This is a genomic window from Mesorhizobium sp. WSM2561, assembly GCF_000513915.1.
GTDB lineage: Bacteria > Pseudomonadota > Alphaproteobacteria > Rhizobiales > Rhizobiaceae > Mesorhizobium > Mesorhizobium muleiense.
On sequence record NZ_AZUX01000023.1, the window covers coordinates 15393 to 33472 of the forward strand.

The 18080-nt window shown below is 62.6% G+C and carries 15 protein-coding genes; 11 read left to right on the top strand and 4 right to left on the bottom strand.

The genetic code is table 11. From position 1 onward, the window contains the following. The first annotated feature begins 43 nt into the window (after positions 1 to 43). Complete coding sequence (groL, locus tag M727_RS0119950; protein ID WP_027154146.1) at positions 44 to 1687, top strand: chaperonin GroEL; 1644 nt, start codon at positions 44 to 46, stop codon at positions 1685 to 1687. A 303-nt stretch (positions 1688 to 1990) separates the two neighbouring features. On the opposite strand, the gene tyrS is transcribed toward groL, so the two are convergent. Both tyrS and M727_RS0119960 read right to left on the bottom strand, forming a co-directional pair. Continuing rightward, positions 1991 to 3244 (bottom strand): tyrosine--tRNA ligase, encoded by a 1254-nt coding sequence (tyrS, locus tag M727_RS0119955; protein WP_027154147.1) that lies wholly within the window; start codon positions 3242 to 3244, stop codon positions 1991 to 1993. A gap of 199 nt (positions 3245 to 3443) precedes the next feature. Further along, on the bottom strand, positions 3444 to 4118 hold the full coding sequence (locus tag M727_RS0119960) for an alpha/beta hydrolase (protein ID WP_027154148.1): 675 nt from the start codon (positions 4116 to 4118) through the stop codon (positions 3444 to 3446). A 258-nt stretch (positions 4119 to 4376) separates the two neighbouring features. Between M727_RS0119960 and M727_RS0119965 the strand changes: the two genes are divergently transcribed. The 7 genes from M727_RS0119965 (at position 4377) to sufA (ending at position 11576) form a co-directional block, all read left to right on the top strand. Further along, positions 4377 to 5540, top strand: a complete 1164-nt coding sequence (locus M727_RS0119965) for a cysteine desulfurase family protein (protein WP_027154149.1) — start codon at positions 4377 to 4379, stop codon at positions 5538 to 5540. A 186-nt stretch (positions 5541 to 5726) separates the two neighbouring features. Next, positions 5727 to 7244 carry a Fe-S cluster assembly protein SufB gene (gene sufB, locus M727_RS0119970; protein ID WP_027154150.1) on the top strand — a complete coding sequence of 506 codons (1518 nt, stop codon included), beginning with the start codon at positions 5727 to 5729 and terminating at the stop codon, positions 7242 to 7244. Between the two features lie 29 nt (positions 7245 to 7273). Then, the gene (gene sufC / locus M727_RS0119975; RefSeq protein WP_023798289.1) at positions 7274 to 8029 is read left to right on the top strand and encodes a Fe-S cluster assembly ATPase SufC; all 756 of its coding nucleotides are present in this window, start codon (positions 7274 to 7276) and stop codon (positions 8027 to 8029) included. A gap of 43 nt (positions 8030 to 8072) precedes the next feature. Continuing rightward, entirely contained in the window at positions 8073 to 9341 is a 1269-nt protein-coding gene (gene sufD / locus M727_RS0119980; RefSeq protein WP_084646807.1) for a Fe-S cluster assembly protein SufD, read from the top strand. A gap of 125 nt (positions 9342 to 9466) precedes the next feature. Next, entirely contained in the window at positions 9467 to 10708 is a 1242-nt protein-coding gene (locus tag M727_RS0119985) for a cysteine desulfurase (RefSeq protein WP_027154152.1), read from the top strand. A 5-nt stretch (positions 10709 to 10713) separates the two neighbouring features. Then, positions 10714 to 11106, top strand: a complete 393-nt coding sequence (locus tag M727_RS0119990; protein ID WP_027154153.1) for an SUF system Fe-S cluster assembly protein — start codon at positions 10714 to 10716, stop codon at positions 11104 to 11106. 89 nt (positions 11107 to 11195) lie between these two features. Continuing rightward, positions 11196 to 11576, top strand: coding sequence for a Fe-S cluster assembly scaffold SufA (gene sufA, locus M727_RS0119995; protein ID WP_006206001.1), 381 nt, complete (start codon positions 11196 to 11198; stop codon positions 11574 to 11576). 133 nt (positions 11577 to 11709) lie between these two features. On the opposite strand, the gene M727_RS0120000 is transcribed toward sufA, so the two are convergent. Beyond that, entirely contained in the window at positions 11710 to 12207 is a 498-nt protein-coding gene (locus M727_RS0120000; protein ID WP_027154154.1) for a GFA family protein, read from the bottom strand. A 90-nt stretch (positions 12208 to 12297) separates the two neighbouring features. Here M727_RS0120000 and M727_RS0120005 point away from each other — a divergent pair, with 90 nt between their 5' ends. Next, on the top strand, positions 12298 to 12621 hold the full coding sequence (locus M727_RS0120005) for a TfoX/Sxy family protein (protein ID WP_027154155.1): 324 nt from the start codon (positions 12298 to 12300) through the stop codon (positions 12619 to 12621). A gap of 72 nt (positions 12622 to 12693) precedes the next feature. Here the strand turns inward: M727_RS0120005 and M727_RS0120010 are convergent, their stop codons facing one another. Then, positions 12694 to 13614, bottom strand: a complete 921-nt coding sequence (locus M727_RS0120010; protein ID WP_027154156.1) for a PfkB family carbohydrate kinase — start codon at positions 13612 to 13614, stop codon at positions 12694 to 12696. Between the two features lie 274 nt (positions 13615 to 13888). Here M727_RS0120010 and recA point away from each other — a divergent pair, with 274 nt between their 5' ends. Further along, on the top strand, positions 13889 to 14986 hold the full coding sequence (gene recA / locus M727_RS0120015) for a recombinase RecA (protein WP_008875470.1): 1098 nt from the start codon (positions 13889 to 13891) through the stop codon (positions 14984 to 14986). 265 nt (positions 14987 to 15251) lie between these two features. Next, positions 15252 to 17918 carry an alanine--tRNA ligase gene (gene alaS, locus M727_RS0120020; RefSeq protein WP_027154157.1) on the top strand — a complete coding sequence of 889 codons (2667 nt, stop codon included), beginning with the start codon at positions 15252 to 15254 and terminating at the stop codon, positions 17916 to 17918. The last annotated feature ends 162 nt before the right edge of the window (positions 17919 to 18080 follow it).

Below are 18080 nucleotides of genomic sequence, written 5' to 3' on the forward strand. Positions count from 1 at the left end.
GGCGTCGCCGTTCCCCGAAGATTTGGTCTTAAGGAACAAGGAAATGGCTGCCAAGGAAATCATGTTCTCGTTCGAAGCTCGCGACAGAATGCTGCGCGGCATTGACATCCTGGCGAATGCGGTGAGCGTCACGCTTGGCCCGCGGGGGCGCAACGTCGCGATCGGCAGGGAGCACGGCGCGCCACGGGTCACGAAGGACGGCGTGACCGTCGCCAGGGAAATCGAACTCGACAACAAGTTCGAGAACATGGGCGCCCAGATGGTGCGCGAGATAGCAACAAAAACCTCCCATCAGGCCGGCGACGGCACGACCACCGCCGTCGTGCTCGCGCATGCGATCGCCCGGGAGGGCGCCAAGGCGGTGGCCGCCGGCATGAATCCCATGGACCTGAAACGCGGCATCGATCTCGCGGTCGAAGCCGTCGTCGCGGAACTCAAAAACAACGCCACGAAGGTCACCTCGAACGTCGAGATTGCGCAAGTCGGGACCATCTCGGCCAACGGCGACAGGGAGATCGGCCGCTGCCTCGCCGACGCCATGAAGAGGGTCGGCAATGACGGCGTGATCACTGTCGAGGACGGGACGTCGCTCGAAACCGAACTCGAATTCGTCGAGGGCATGCAGTTCGACCGCGGCTATATCTCGCCCCATTTCATCACCAATCGCGCAAAGATGCGGGTCGAGATGCAGGATGCCTATGTCCTCGTCAGCGAGAAGAAACTGTCCAGTCTGAACGAAATACTGCCGCTGCTGGAGAAGGTGGTGCAGGCCGGCAAGCCGCTGCTCATCATCGCCGAGGATGTCGAGAGTGAGGTGATGGCGGCGCTGGTGGTCAACAAGTTGCGCGGCGCTCTCAAGGTTGCAGCCGTGAAGGCGCCGGCCTACGGAAACCGCCGCAAGGCGATGCTGCAGGATCTCGCGCTGATGACCGGCGGAACGGTGATCTCCGAGGATTTGGGCATCAAGCTCGAACATGCTTCCCTCGATATGCTCGGGCGCACCAAGAAGGTGATGATCGACAAGGCAAACACCACGATCGTCGGCGGCGCCGGCGAGCGGGAAAGCATCGAGGCCCGCATCGCCGAGATCAAGCTCGAGCTTGCGGAAACCACCTCCGATTTCGACCGCGAGAACCTCCAGGAGCGGCTGGCCAGGCTCGCCGGTGGCGTCGCCGTTATCCGGGTCGGCGGTGCAACCGAAGTCGAGGTCAGGGAGAAGAAGGATCGCATCGATGACGCGATGAACGCGACAAGAGCCGCGGTTGCAGAGGGCATTCTCCCCGGCGGTGGGGTCGCCTTACTGCGCGCCGGCAGGGCGCTCAAGAAGCTCAAGGGCAGCAACGAGGACCAGCAGGTCGGCATCGCGATCGTCAGGAAGGCGATCACCTGGCCGGCTCGGCAAATCGCGATCAATGCCGGCCTGGAAGGCTCGGTCGTCATCGCCGGGATCCTCGAAAACGATGACAATGCCTATGGCTACGATGCCCAATCGGGCGTGTACGCGGATCTGGTGTCAAAGGGCATCATCGACCCAGCCAAGGTGGTGCGAACGGCGCTCCAGGGCGCAGCCTCGGTGGCAGGCCTCCTCATCATGACGGAGGCGATGGTGGCCGAAGTGCCTGGCCCGCCGCCGCCGGAGCTTCCCGGTCACGAGCATCATCATCACGATATGGATTTGGATTTCTGACCGCTTCGCGGTCGTAATCCGGCCTCGCCGCCGTCAACAATGATCTCGTCCGCTATCGAGGTGAGACAAGTCGTCGAGGATCACGGTATCCAAGGTGTCGGCTTATGGCGCTACCTGCTCGTTCCGATAGATGAGACGACTGGCAATATTCACCCATCTCGGCCCTTCTCAGTACCTACCTGATTAGGTTTTACCTGGGCCGTGATCCCGAACCGAAGGTCAGCGCAGCAAGATGTGAAACCGGTTTCGGGAAAGGACTAATGAAGCCCCATCCCGATTCCATCGAGATCGATCAAGCGCTGGTCAGACCGGCCGCACCAGAACGTGTTTTTTCTTGCCGAGCGACAGCTTTACGACCTGTTCCGGACCTAGATCCTCAAGTGTCACCAACCGGCGATCGTCGGACACGGACTGGTCGTTCAGCCGCACGGCGCCGCCCTGGATGTGTCGCCGCGCCTCGCCGTTGGACGCGGCAAGCCCAGCGGCAACGAACAGCGACAATATGCCGATGCCGCTTTCCAGATCGGCCTTGCCGACCTCGACGGTCGGCAGCGTTTCGGCCAGCGCACCTTCTTCAAACGTCTTGCGCGCGGTTTCCTCGGCTTGCTCGGCCGCCTCGCGGCTGTGCACGATGGCCGTCGTTTCCGTGGCCAGGACCTTCTTGGCCTCGTTGATCTCGGAGCCGCCAAGCGCGGCGAGCCGCGCGATCTCGCCGAGCGGCAGGCGGGTGAAAATCTTGAGGAAGCGCGTGACGTCGGCGTCCTCGGTGTTGCGCCAGTACTGCCAGAAATCATAGGGCGAGTAGAGGTCGCCGTTCAGCCAGACCGCGCCCTTGGCCGATTTGCCCATCTTGGCGCCTGACGACGTCGTCAGCAGCGGTGTGGTCAAGGCATAGAGCTGCGGCGTGCCCATGCGGTGTCCGAGATCGACGCCGTTGATGATATTGCCCCACTGGTCCGATCCGCCCATCTGCAGGCGGCAGCCATAGCGCCGGCTGAGCTCGACGAAATCATAGCCCTGCAGGATCATGTAATTGAATTCGAGGAACGACAGCGATTGTTCGCGCTCGAGCCTCAGTTTGACGCTGTCGAAGGTCAGCATGCGGTTGACCGAAAAATGCCGGCCGACATCGCGCAGGAACTCGACATAGTTGAGCTTCATCAGCCAGTCGGCATTGTTGACCATGATCGCGTCGCCCGCACCGTCGCCGAATCGCAGGATGCGGCCGAAGATGCGCTTGATGCCCTCGATGTTGGTGGCGATGGCCTCAGGCGTCAAAAGCTTGCGCTGGTCGTCGCGGAAGGAAGGATCGCCGATCATTGAGGTGCCGCCGCCCATCAGCGCAATCGGCCGGTGGCCGGTCTCCTGCAGCCAGTAGAGCATGGTCGCGGAAATCAGATTGCCGATATGCAGGCTGGTCGCGGTGGCGTCGTAACCGACATAGGCGGTCACCGTTTCCCTGGCGAAAAGCTGGTCGAGGCCGGCATCATCCGAAATCTGGTGGATGAAACCGCGCTCGCTCATTACGCGCAGGAAATCGGATTTGAAGGCGGACATTTTTTCTTTCCCGAAAGCGCCCGACCGATGCGGATCGGGCGTGGTATGGGTGAACGCGGGCGTTTAGCATCCAAGCGCGGTCAGCAAAAGGGGAATCCGGTTTTGCCACCTGACCGCTGTAACGGCGCCGCACGGCATCGAATCGAATGCCATATCCTGCGACAGAGCCGAGATGCCGGAGATATCTTCGCTGTTCGGCCTATCTCAACCGTTTCGGCCGCGGGTCGGACAACTCGCCTGCCAGACGGCGATCGAGATAGTCCGCGCATTCCTGGAGCAGGAGGTCCGCATCGTTGGAGAAGAAATGGTTGGCGCCGGGCAAGGTCTTCTGGGTGATGGTGATGCCCTTTTGCGTGTGCAGCTTGTCGACCAGCCCCTGCACGTCCTTTGGCGGCGCGACCTTGTCGGCGTCGCCATGGATGATGAGGCCGGACGACGGGCAGGGCGCCAGGAACGAGAAATCATAGGTGTTGGGCTGCGGCGCGATCGAGATGAAGCCTTCGATCTCCGGCCGGCGCATCAGAAGCTGCATGCCGATCCACGAGCCGAACGAATAGCCGGCGACCCAGCAGCTCTTGGAATCCGGATGCAGCGACTGCACCCAGTCAAGTGCCGCGGCCGCATCCGACAGTTCGCCGGTGCCGTGGTCGAATTCGCCCTGGCTGCGGCCGATGCCGCGGAAATTGAAGCGCAGCGTGGTGAAATCCCGCTTCTGGAACATGTAGAAGAGGTCGTAGACGATCTTGTTGTTCATCGTGCCGCCGAACTGTGGGTGCGGGTGCAGGATGATGGCGATCGGCGCGCTCTTTTCCTTGGAAGGCTGGTAGCGACCCTCCAGGCGGCCGGCCGGACCGGTGAAAATGACCTCAGGCATAAAATACTCCACATGGCATAAGAATGCGCGGCGCCCAGAACAACTCTTCCTCTGGCCCCAGTCTTCCGCAGGCCTTGACGCAGGGCGAGCGTCTTTCTAGAAGCTAGTTTAGAATTGTTCAAAACTGGGTGGCCAAAACGTCGTGGTTCGGCCATCCGCGCCGCAAGTCGCGTAAATAGGACGGCTTGCCTTGCAATTTCAAGGAAATAACGCGCTATCCTCGCGGAATGGCTCTTGAAGGGACCCATCGAAACGAAAATGGCCGGAAGACGCGCCTATCTCGACTACAATGCCAGCGCGCCGCTGCTTGCCGCGGCGCGCACGGCAATGATTGCCGCGCTCGACACCGCCGCCAACCCATCGTCGGTCCATGCCGAGGGCCGCGCCGCACGGCGGCTGATCGAGAATGCAAGGCGCGACGTGGCGGCGCTGGTCAACGCCGGCGCCGAGCATGTCGTGTTCACCTCCGGTGCGACGGAAGCCGCCTCGACGCTGCTGACGCCGGATTGGCAGATGGGGCGCGGCACTGTCCGCATGAGCCGGCTCTATGTCTGCGAAGCCGATCATCCCTGTGTGCTGAACGGCGGGCGCTTTCCGGCAGCCCAGGTAATACGCATCGGCGTCGACGCCGACGGCCTGGTCAGGCTGGACGCGCTGGCGGCGGCACTTGGCCGTCATGACAAGGCAGACGGCCTGCCGCTGGTGGCGATCCATGCCGCCAACAACGAGACCGGCGTTATCCAACCGGTCGGGCGCATCGCCGAAATCGTCAAGGCGGCAGGCGGCATCCTGGTCGTCGACGCCGTGCAGGCAGCCGGTCGCATTCCGCTCGATATGTCAGCGGGTTATGCCGATTACTTGATTCTGTCTTCGCACAAGATCGGCGGTCCCAAGGGCGTTGGCGCCATTATCGCCGCCGCGGACCTGATGATGCCCAGGCCCTTGATCGCCGGCGGCGGCCAGGAAAAGGGTCATCGTGGCGGGACCGAAAACCTGGCCGCGATCGCCGGCTTTGGCGCAGCGGCGCGCGAAGCCCTGATCGGGATGAAGACCATCGAAGCGGTCGGCAGCCGCCGCGACGAGATCGAGGCCATCGTGAAAACACTGGTGCCGGATGCGGAAATCTTCGGAACCGGCGCGCCGAGGCTTGCCAACACGACGTTCTTCGCTATTGCCGGCATCAAGGCCGAGACGGCGCAGATCGCCTTCGATCTGGCGGGCGTGGCGCTGTCGGCCGGTTCCGCCTGTTCGTCGGGCAAGGTCGGCCCGAGCCATGTGCTGAAAGCCATGGGATACAATGACAGCCTTGGCGCTTTGCGCGTGTCCATCGGCCACGCAACGAGCGCCGAGGACATCGAACTGTTCCGCGCTGCGCTGGCAGGCATTGCCTCACGCCGCGCAGGCAGGGAAGAAGCCGCCTGAGCGCGGCAAACAAACGCAGGCTTTTTGGCCTGGTAGAGCCGTGCGTTTCATGGTGGCCGGGTGAATTCCCGGCAGGGACGCACTATATGGAACTTACGCCGCCTCGGTTGCCCAAGGGCACTCGTTTCGCGGTGCCATAGTTTGAAAACTGCCGGGCCTTGACCCCGGCGTGGATGGAGAACGCTGATGCCTGCTGTGCAGGACACGATCGATCGGGTCCGAAAGATCGACGTCGACCAATACAAATACGGATTCCAGACCGAAATCGCGATGGACAAGGCCCCAAAGGGCCTGAGCGAAGACATTATCCGCTTCATTTCGGCGAAGAAGGACGAGCCGTCCTGGATGCTGGAATGGCGTCTGGAAGCCTATCGGCGCTGGGTGACGCTGGACGAGCCGAAATGGGCGCGCGTCCATTATCCGAAGATCGATTTCCAGGACCTCTACTATTACGCGGCGCCCAAGAGCACGCCGGGACCGACATCGCTGAGCGACGTCGATCCCGAACTGTTGAGGGTCTATGAAAAGCTCGGCATCCCGCTGAGGGAACAGGAGATCCTCGCCGGTGTGCAGAAGACCGACGCGTCGGAACTCGAGGAAGCCAGCGACAATGTCTACAAGTCGGGCCGCGTCGCCGTCGACGCGGTGTTCGATTCGGTTTCCGTTGTCACCACCTTCAAGAAGGAGCTGGCGCAGGCCGGCGTCATCTTCTGCTCGATCTCGGAAGCCATCCGCGAGCACCCGGAACTTGTAAAAAAATATCTCGGCTCGGTCGTGCCGACCTCCGACAATTTCTACGCCACGCTGAATTCGGCGGTGTTTACCGACGGCTCCTTCGTCTTCGTGCCCAAGGGCGTGCGCTGCCCGATGGAACTGTCGACCTATTTCCGCATGAACGAGAAGAACACCGGCCAGTTCGAGCGCACGCTGATCATCGCCGAGGAAGGGGCCTACGTCTCCTATCTCGAAGGCTGCACGGCGCCGCAGCGCGACGAGAACCAGCTTCACGCTGCGGTTGTCGAGCTGATCGCGCTCGACGATGCCGAGATCAAATACTCGACGGTGCAGAACTGGTACCCCGGCGACGCCGAAGGCAAGGGCGGCATCTACAATTTCGTCACCAAGCGCGGCGACTGCCGCGGCCACCGCTCGAAGATATCGTGGACGCAGGTCGAGACCGGTTCGGCGATCACCTGGAAATATCCGAGCTGCATCCTGCGCGGCGACGATTCCAGCGGCGAGTTCTATTCGATCGCCGTGTCGAACGGCTACCAGCAGGTCGACAGCGGCACCAAGATGATCCATCTCGGCAAGAACACGTCGAGCCGCATCATCTCCAAGGGCATCGCCGCCGGCTTCTCGCAGAACACCTATCGCGGCCAGGTCTCGGCGCACCGCAAGGCAACCAATGCCCGCAACTTCACCAACTGCGACTCGCTGCTGATCGGCGACCAGTGCGGCGCGCACACCGTGCCCTACATGGAAGCCAAGAACGCGACGGCACAGTTCGAGCATGAGGCGACGACGTCGAAGATTTCCGAGGACCAGAAATTCTACGTCATGCAGCGCGGCATTCCCGAAGAAGAGGCGATCGCGCTGATCGTCAACGGCTTCGTCAAGGACGTCATCCAGCAACTGCCGATGGAATTCGCGGTCGAGGCGCAGAAGCTGATTGGGATTAGCCTCGAGGGCTCGGTCGGCTGACCGGACAAATATTTTCAGGAAAAGAAGAAATGCTTGAAATCAGAAATTTGCATGCTCGCATCGTCGACGACGGCACCGAGATCATCCGCGGCCTGAACCTGACGGTGAAAGCCGGCGAGGTCGCCGCCATCATGGGGCCGAACGGCTCGGGAAAATCGACGCTGTCCTACATCCTCGCCGGGCGCGAGGACTACGAAGTCACCGAAGGCGACATCCTCTACAACGGCCAGTCGATCCTCGAAATGGATCCTGCCGAGCGCGCCACATCAGGCATTTTTCTCGCCTTCCAGTATCCGATGGAGATACCCGGTGTGGCGACGATGGAATTCCTGAAGGTGGCGATGAACGAGCAGCGCAAGGCCCGCGGCGAGGAGCCGCTGAAGATCCCCGAATTCCTGAAGCGCGTGAAGGACGCCGCCGCCTTGCTCGACATGGATATGGCGATGCTGAAACGGCCGCTCAATGTCGGCTTTTCCGGCGGCGAGAAGAAGCGCGCCGAGATCCTGCAGATGAAGCTTCTGGAGCCAAAACTCTGCGTGCTCGACGAGACCGATTCCGGCCTCGACATCGATGCGCTGAAGATCGTCTCGGAAGGCGTCAATGCGTTGCGCGCGCCGGACCGCGCCATCGTCATCATCACCCACTACCAGCGCCTGCTTCAGTACATCGTGCCGGATAGTGTGCACGTGCTCTACAGAGGCCAGGTGGTCAAGTCGGGCGACAAGTCGCTGGCGCTCGACCTCGAGGCCAACGGCTATGCCGGCGTGATCGGCCAAGCTGCGTGAGATGCCAGAAGGCCAAGAAGGCAAGCCAAACAAGGCGAGACCGATGAATATACATACGACACCCCAGCGAACGCCGGCCGAAACGGCGCTGATCGACGCCTTCAGCGACCGGCTGTCGTTGCTGCCCGGCGACGGCACGGTGATGCTGAAGCGCGACGACGCCATCGAGGCGATCAAGAGCGGCCTGCCGACGCGGCGCATCGAATCCTGGCACTACACCGACCTGCGCCGCCTGTTGACTTCGGTTCCGGATTTCGATCCCGCAGCCGCCCCAAAAGCCATTGCGCCTGTCGTCGAAGGATCCGCTGTCCTGCCGGTGCTCAACGGCGTGTCGAGTGCGAAAATGCCTGAAATCGAGGGCATCGCCGTGCAGCGCCTGTCGGAGAAGCTGACCGACGGCAGCATCGCACCGGGCCTCGACCTCTATGGCGTCGACGATGCCATCGGCGCGCTGAACACCGCTTTCGTTGCCGACGGCTATTTTGTCGACATTGCCGACGGCACCGAGTTGGACAAGCCGATCGAACTGCAGAACCTGCAGGCCGGCGGCCAGACGCATGTCCGCCTCAGCGTCCGCGTCGGCGCCGGCGCCAAGGCCGTGATCGTCGAGCGCCAGGCGGGCGAGGGCGCCGCACTCGTCAGTTCGGTCAGCCAGCTTCTGCTTGACGAGGGCGCCGAGGTGACCTGGCTGATCGTGCAGGAGCAGCCGGATACGGCGACGCATCTTGCCCAGTTCAAGGCGCATCTCGGCAAGGATGCGAAGCTGACGCTGTTCGTGATGAACGCCGGCGGCAAGCTGGTGCGCCAGGAGATCGTGGTCAGAACGACCGGCGAAGGTGCCGATTTCACGCTGCGCGGCATCAACCTGCTGGCCGGTGACACTCATACCGACGTGACCATGGTGCTCGACCATGCGGTGCCGCATACGGCTTCGACGGAAGTGATCCGCAACGTGGTGACGGGAAGAGCGCGCGGCGTCTTCCAGGGGCGCATCAACGTCCACCAATACGCGCAGAAGACCAACGCCAAGATGGCCTGCAACACGCTGCTCCTGTCGGATGACGGCGAATTCTCGACCAAGCCTGAGCTCGAAATTTTCGCCGACGACGTCGTCTGCGGCCACGGCGCGACCGTCACCGAGATCGACCACAGCCACCTGTTCTACCTGATGGCGCGTGGCATCGACGAGAAGGCCGCCCGTGGCCTGCTGGTCAAGGCCTTCGTTGCCGAGGTGATCGAGGAACTGGACGACGAGGCGATCGTCGAGGCGCTGGAAACGAGGCTCGACGGCTGGTTCGCGGCGCACGGGTGACAGTGGGTGAGGGTTGGGCTTCGGCCAGCACCCCTCATCCGTCGCCTTCGGCGACACCTTCTCGTAGCGCCAAGACGGATGAGGGGTGCTGGACGGAATGAGGCGATGCCTCGAGAGAGCTTATGATGGACCAGAAAGTCGAAAACATCCCCTACGACGTCGAGGCGATCCGCCGCGACTTTCCGATCCTGTCGCGGGAAGTCTACGGCAAACCGCTGGTCTATCTCGACAACGGCGCCTCGGCGCAGAAGCCGCAGGCCGTGCTCGACGCCATCCAGCACGCCTACGCCCAGGAATATGCCAACGTCCATCGCGGGCTGCATTTCCTGTCGAATGCCTCGACCGACGCCTTTGAGAACGCGCGCAAGATAGTGCAAAGATTTCTCAACGCGCCAAGCACCGACAACATCGTCTTCACCTCGAACACGACCGCGGCGATCAACACCGTTGCCTATGGTTATGGCATGCCCAATATCGGCGAGGGCGATGAAATAGTCCTGTCGATCATGGAACACCATTCCAACATCGTGCCGTGGCATTTCATCCGCGAGCGCCAGGGCGCGAAGCTGGTCTGGGTGCCGGTCGACGATCTCGGCGTCTTCCATATCGAGGAGTTCGAGAAGCGGCTGAGCGATCGCACCAAACTGGTCGCCATCACGCACATGTCGAATGCGCTGGGCACGGTGACGCCGATCAAGGAGATCGTCCGCATCGCGCATGCGCGCGGCATTCCGGTGCTGGTCGATGGCAGCCAGAGCGCCGTGCACATGCCGATCGACGTCCAGGATATCGACTGCGATTTCTTCGTCTTCACCGGCCACAAGGTCTATGGGCCCTCTGGCATCGGCGTGCTCTACGGCAAGAAGGACATGCTGGAGCGCATGCGCCCGTTCATGGGCGGCGGCGAGATGATCGAGGAGGTGACGCAAGACATCGTCACCTACAACGATCCGCCGCACCGTTTCGAGGCAGGCACGCCGCCGATCGTCCAGGCGATCGGGCTGGGTGCGGCGCTCGAATATATGGAAAAGATCGGCCGCGAGCGCATCGCCGCCCACGAGGCCGATCTCAGGGATTATGCCCATCAGCGGCTGCGCGCCATCAATTCGCTGCGCATCTTCGGCGATGCGCCTGACAAGGGCGCCATCATCTCCTTCGAGCTGCAAGGCATTCATGCCCACGACGTGTCGATGGTGATCGACAGGCAAGGCGTCGCCGTCCGTGCCGGCACCCATTGCGCCCAGCCGCTGTTGAAACGTTTTGGCGTAACCTCCACATGCAGGGCATCGTTCGGCATGTATAACACCAGGGCCGAAGTCGACGCTTTGGCCGATGCGCTCGAAAAAGCGCGAAAGTTCTTCGGATGACGATCATGGATGATGCAGGCCACACCGCTGAGACCACGTCGGAAACGGTAACCAATGAGGTGGTTTCCGCCTCGGCAATTCCCGCCGACGAACTGGCACGGCTGACCGACGACATCGTTTCGGCGCTGAAGACGGTTTACGACCCGGAAATCCCGGCCGACATCTATGAGCTCGGCCTGATCTACAAGATCGACATCGAGGACGACCGCTCGGTCAAGATCGACATGACCCTGACCGCGCCGGGCTGCCCGGTGGCCGGCGAAATGCCCGGCTGGGTGGAGAATGCCGTCGGCGCCGTCGAAGGCGTTTCCGGCGTCGAGGTCAACATGACCTTCGATCCGCCCTGGTCGCCCGACCGCATGTCGGAAGAGGCGCAGGTCGCGGTGGGCTGGTATTGAGGCGCACTTGCGCCAGGCAGAAAACTTCACCATTTTAGGTGAAGACTCATTCCGCAGGCCTTGAACCTGCGTGAACGCGGAGAAAAAGAATGGGACGCTTCGCCGTCATCACGATGACCGAAAAGGCTGCCGACCGGGTGCGCGAGATCGTCGCGACCCGTGAGAATGCGCATGGCATTCGCCTTGGCATCAAGAAGGGCGGCTGCGCCGGCATGGAATATACGGTCGACCTGGTGACCGAGCCCAACACCAAGGACGATCATATCGAGCGCGACGGCGCCCATGTCTATGTCGCGCCTGAGGCGGCGCTTTTCCTGTTCGGCACCGAGATGGATTTCGAGCAGACGACGCTGCGCACCGGCTTCACCTTCCGCAACCCGAACCAGAGCTCGGCCTGCGGCTGCGGCGAATCGGTGGAGCTCAAGCCGGCCGATTTGAAGGCCTTGGCCGAGGCGCGCGCGTCGGCCTGATCTTCCCTTCGCCCCGTTTACGGGGAGAAGGTGGCCCGAAGGGCCGGATGAGGGGCAGAGCCGGCCTCTCCTCTGTGATGCTTGCGCCGCCCCATAGCTTAGCTTCTCTCCCCGTAAACGGGGCGAAGAAATGCTAATCCGCCCACATTCCCGTCCGTTTGTGCCAGTCTGCGATCGATTCCTCGGGATAGACGTCGAAGACCTTGTCGCCCTTGCCGATCACGGGTTCGACCCAGTTCGCCTTGTATTTCAGCATGAGGTGCACCTTTTCAGGCGGTTTCGGCAGGTCTGTGTCGATCGCCGAGGCGAAGGGGTGGACCAGTTCCGGCCAGGTCCGGTCATAGAGCCACAGTGCCGATCCGCATTTCCTGCAGAAATTCCGCTCGCCTGACGAGATCTCGCATTGCGGATGCTCGTCGTCCTCGATCTCGGCCTGGTAGACGCCAAGATTGCGCTTGCCCTTGATTTTCAGCGTCTCGTAATCGGCGCCGAGATTGATGGCAAAGCCACCGCCGCCCTGCTGCTTGCGGCAGATCGAGCAGTAGCACAGCATGAACGGCACCGGCGTGTGGCTTTCCACCTCGAAGCGGACGGCATTGCACCGGCAGGACCCTTTGAGCAGAAGTGGCATGAAAAACTCCGACGAAATTGGCTTTCAACTTGTCAGGATGGTGCCGGTTGCGGCGATGACAAGGGGAAATCCGGATGACATGATCGCGGCATGGACAATGAACGCATCGCCGAACTGTTCGAAGGCCTCGGCCCGGTCAGCATTCGCAAGATGTTCGGCGGCAAGGGCATCTATTTTGATGGCCTTATCGTGGCGATCGTCCTTCGCGGCGAATTGATGCTGAAGGCCGACGCCGAAAGCATGACCGATTTCGCAGAAGCCGGCTGCACGCAGTGGACCTACACCGGCTCACGGCACGGCAAGCTGGTGTCCATGCCGTATTGGAGCATTCCCGACAGTGCTTTCGATGATCCGGACGAGATGGCGGTCTGGGCGCGCCGGGCCTATGAGGCTGGGCTGCGGGCCGGCAAGTAGGTGTGTCCGCTAGCCACTCAGCTTAAGATAATCGCTTCAGGTTGTTGAGGGGCGGCGCCAACATCCAGGATTTCATGCCACGTCGCGCGCCTCGGGCACGAATGCCAGCGCCTCGGCAAAGATAGCGCTCGTGAAGGTGGCGTTCTCGACGGCGAGCATCGCGGCGGCGACGCCTTCGCGCAGCGCCGCGCGCAGCGTCAGGCCGCGCAGCAGGGCGGCGACCGTTGCGCCCGCCACCGCATCGGCGGCGCCGTCCGCGACTTTTTTCGGCGGCAGGATCGAGAAGGCGCCGGCCGCGTCGAAACCCAGCACCGGACCGTCGCCAGCGGTGACCACGCCGCTTTTCAGGCCGGCGCGTCTTAGGCCGTCGACAATGCCACGCTCGTCGGCATCGACGTCGGCGCCGGTAAGCGCGCCGGCGTCGTGCCGGTTCATGAAGGCCATCGCCAAAAACTCAAGCACCGGCGCGAGCCGCGCCGCCTTGCTGGGCGAAACGGCAAGTGCAAACACCGGCTTGCCGGCGGCAAGCGCCACCAGCCGCTCCAGCGCCATCGGCGGCAGGTTGGCGTCGCACAGAACCGCATCGGCGGTGCTGATTGCCTCGCGCACCTTGGCACGGCGGATCTGCTTGGTAAGCGCCAGGTCGTAGAGCGCCATGTCGGCAAGGCCGACGATCAACGCGCCGTCGCCGTCGATTATCGTCGTGTTGCTCGGCGTCGTGCGATCGAGGAACACCACGGACAGATCGGCAATGCCGGCCGCAGCGATGGCGCGCGAGACCGTATCGGCCAGAACATCACCGCCGCGCACCGAAAGCAGCGAACCGGAGACGCCGCGGCGCACGGCGCAGCACAGCGCATTGAAGACGGCGCCGCCGACAGCCTCGCGCATCGTGCCGGGATTCGACGCTGCCGGCACAAAGGCGCCCGACACCTGGCCGCGCCGATCTATATACGCGGCGCCTACTGCCAGGATTGTCGGCGACTTCATCATGCCGGCGAGGAGACCTTTGCTGTTGCCGGGTGGAGACTAGGTTGTCCGGCGGAACCCGGCAACCGGAGGCGCGATTCGGAGATGCCGGCGCGATCCTGCGGGAGACGCGGGATACATCTTGGCGTGAAAGCGCGAAACAAAAAAAGAACAAATCCGGATACCTTTTTGTTTTTCAATGGCTTGTATCCCCTTGCCAGATGAGAACAAAAAAGGTACAAATTAATAAGGATTACGGATTGTCCGGCCTTCATTGACGACCAAGGGGTGATGTATCATGGCTCAGAATTCTTTGCGGCTTGTAGAGGACAAAGCAGTGGACAAATCAAAGGCTCTGGATGCGGCGCTGTCGCAAATCGAGCGTGCCTTCGGCAAGGGCTCGATCATGCGGCTCGGCGCAAACGAGCAGGTCGTCGAGATCGAAACCGTGCCGACCGGGTCGCTTGGCCTCGACATCGCGCTTGGCGTCGGCGGCCTCCCACGCGGCCGCATCGTTGAGATCTACGGGCCGGAAAGCTCGGGCAAGACGACGCTGGCGCTGCACACTGTGGCCGAAGCCCAGAAGAAGGGCGGCATCTGCGCCTTCGTCGATGCTGAGCACGCGCTCGATCCGGTCTATGCCCGCAAGCTCGGCGTCGATCTCGAAAACCTGCTGATTTCGCAGCCCGATACCGGCGAGCAGGCGCTGGAGATCTGCGACACGCTGGTGCGTTCCGGAGCCATTGACGTGCTGGTGGTCGATTCGGTCGCGGCGCTGACGCCGCGCGCCGAAATCGAAGGCGAGATGGGCGATTCGCTGCCCGGCCTGCAGGCCCGCCTGATGAGTCAGGCGCTGCGCAAGCTGACCGCCTCGATCTCGCGCTCCAACACCATGGTCATCTTCATCAACCAGATCCGCATGAAGATCGGCGTCATGTTCGGTTCGCCCGAGACCACGACCGGCGGCAACGCGCTGAAATTCTACGCTTCGGTGCGCCTCGACATTCGCCGCATCGGCTCGGTCAAGGACCGCGACGAGGTCGTCGGCAACCAGACCCGCGTCAAGGTGGTCAAGAACAAGCTGGCGCCGCCCTTCAAGGTGGTCGAGTTCGATATCATGTATGGCGAGGGCGTGTCCAAGACCGGCGAGCTGGTCGACCTCGGCGTCAAGGCCGGCGTGGTCGAAAAGTCGGGCGCCTGGTTCTCCTACAATTCGCAGCGTCTCGGCCAGGGCCGCGAGAATGCAAAACTGTTCCTGCGCGACAATCCCGACACGGCGCGCGAAATCGAATTGGCACTGCGGCAGAATGCCGGGCTGATTGCGGAAAAGTTCCTCGAGAATGGTGGTTCCGAAGGCGGAGACGATGGTTTCGAGGACGAAGCTGGCGCCATGTAGGCTTCGGCAATGGCCGGAGTTTGGCCATGATTCCCGCGCATCACCTCCAGCCTGTGTAATCGAGTTCTGTATTGTTGCGTTCGAACCGCCGGCCTAGCGCCGGCGGTTTGCGTTTCAGCGGTGGCGCCGAGATGACCGGCAAGCCCCGCAAATTGGCCCAGTTCCGTGTTTCTGGACAGGGTGCAACGCGGCGGCTAAAAGGCCATGTCCATTTGCCGTCGGCCGCGCCGACGGCTCTCTCTAAAGCTAAAAGGCAGTGTCATTCATGAGTGGCGTGAACGAGATCCGGTCGACATTCCTCGACTATTTCCGCAAGGAGGGTCACGAGGTCGTCGCGTCGAGCCCGCTGGTGCCGCGCAACGACCCGACACTGATGTTCACCAATGCCGGCATGGTGCAGTTCAAGAACGTTTTCACCGGCCTGGAAAAGCGACCCTATTCGCGTGCCACGACGGCTCAGAAGAGTGTTCGCGCCGGCGGCAAGCACAACGACCTCGACAATGTCGGCTACACCGCGCGCCACCTGACCTTCTTCGAGATGCTCGGCAATTTCTCGTTCGGCGACTATTTCAAGGAGCGCGCCATCGAGCTTGCCTGGAACCTGATCACCAGGGAGTTCGGGCTGAAGAAGGACAAGCTGCTGGTCACGGTCTATCACACCGACGACGAGGCTGCCGGCTACTGGAAGAAGATCGCCGGCTTTTCCGACGATCGCATCATCCGCATTCCGACCTCGGACAATTTCTGGGCAATGGGCGACACCGGACCTTGCGGTCCGTGCTCGGAGATATTCATCGACCGTGGCGAGCACATCTGGGGCGGCCCTCCCGGCAGCCCCGAGGAAGATGGCGACCGTTTCCTCGAATTTTGGAACCTGGTGTTCATGCAGTACGAACAGGTGACGAAGGACGAGCGGATCGACCTGCCGCGCCCGTCGATCGACACTGGCATGGGCCTGGAGCGCATGGCCTCGATTCTGCAAGGGGTCGAGAGCGTCTTCGAGACCGACCTGTTCCGTCACCTGATCGAGGTGGCGTCATCCGCGCTCGGCCGCGGTCCGGATGCCGACACCGTCGCATCGTTCCGCGTCATCGCCGACCATTTGCGTTCGTGCTGCTTTCTGGTGGCCGACGGCGTGCTGCCGTCCAATGAAGGCCGCGGCTACGTGCTGCGTCGCATCATGCGCCGCGCCATGCGCCATGCGCAGCTTTTGGGCGCCGGTGATCCGCTGATGTGGCGGCTGGTGCCGGCGCTAGTGCGTGAGATGGGCCAGGCCTATCCGGAACTGGCGCGCGGCGAACAGATGATCACCGAGACGCTGAAGCTCGAAGAAACCCGTTTCCGCAAGACGCTGGTGCGCGGCTTGGGCCTGCTTTCGGAGGCGACGGAAAAGCTGGGTGCCGGCGACATGCTGGATGGCGAGACCGCCTTCAAGCTCTACGATACCTATGGCTTTCCGCTCGATCTGACGCAGGACGCGCTGCGTCAGCGCAACATCTCGGTCGATCTTGCCGGCTTCACCAATGCGATGGAGCAGCAGAAGGCGGAGGCGCGCAAGAGCTGGGCTGGTTCCGGCGAGGCCGCGACCGAAACAGTGTGGTTCCCGGTGCGCGAGAAGAATGGCGCCACCGAGTTCCTCGGCTACGAGACCGAGCAGGCGGAAGGCCTTATCCAGGCGCTGGTCAGGGACGGCAAGATCGTCGACAGCGCCGCCAACGGCGACGCGGTTGCCGTGGTCGTCAACCAGACGCCGTTCTATGGCGAATCCGGCGGCCAGGTGGGCGATACCGGCGTCATTTCAGGCGAAGGGTTCTTGATCGAGATTTCCGATACGCAGAAGAAGGCCGACGGGCTTTTCGTGCATCTCGGCAAGGTGGCCGACGGCACGGTCGACACGGGCGCGAGCGTCGAGCTGAAGGTCGACCATGCGCGCCGCTCCAGGCTGCGCGCGAACCATTCCGCGACGCATCTGATCCACGAAGCGCTGCGCGAGGTGCTCGGCACCCATGTCGCGCAGAAGGGCTCACTGGTCGCGCCCGAGCGTCTGCGCTTCGACATTTCGCACAACAAGCCGATCTCGCCTGACGAGCTCGAAGAGGTCGAGCGGATGGCGAACGAGATCGTCGTCCAGAACAGCCCGGTCACCACGCGGCTGATGTCGGTCGACGATGCCATTGCCGAAGGCGCCATGGCGCTGTTCGGCGAAAAGTATGGCGATGAAGTGCGCGTCGTATCGATGGGCACGGGTTTGCATGGTGCCAAGGCCAACCGGCCCTATTCGGTCGAGCTATGCGGCGGCACCCATGTCAGGGCGACCGGCGACATCGGTCTGGTGCGCATCGTGTCGGACAGTGCAGTCGCTGCCGGCGTGCGCCGCATCGAGGCGCTGACCGGCGAAACGGCCAGAAAGCATCTCGACGAGCAGGACAAGCGGCTGAAGGCGGCCGCGGCGGCGCTGAAGATTTCGCCGTCCGACGTGCCGGCGCGCGTCGAAGCGCTGCTCGACGAGCGCAAGAAGCTCGAGAAGGAACTGATCGAAGCGCGCAAGAAACTGGCGCTGGGCGACCGCTCGCCAGCCGGTGTGCCTGCGGAAAACGAGACCATTGCCGGTGTCGGTTTTCTCGGCAAGGCGGTATCGGGCGTCTCGCCAAAGGATTTGAAGCCATTGGCAGATGCCGGCAAGAAATCGCTCGGCTCCGGGATCGTCGTCTTCGTTGGCGCCGGCGAGGACAACAAGGCGAGCGTCGTGGTCGGCGTCACCGACGACCTGACCGGCCGCTTCAGCGCTGTCGATCTGGTGCGTGTGGCGTCCGCGGCATTGGGCGGGCAGGGCGGCGGCGGTCGGCCTGACATGGCCCAGGCCGGCGGCCCGGACGCCTCGAGGGCCGAAGACGCGATCGCTGCGGTGAAGGCGGCCCTGGAGGCGGCTTGATCGGTTGCTGTGATTCTTCCCTTCTCCCCTTGTGGGAGAAGGTGGATTGGCGCGCAGCGCCAAGACGGTTGAGGGGTGTTGGACGGAGTGCGGTTTTGCCAAGCTGGAGCACCCCTCATCCGACCGCTTCGCGGCCACCTTCTCCCACAAGGGGAGAAGGGG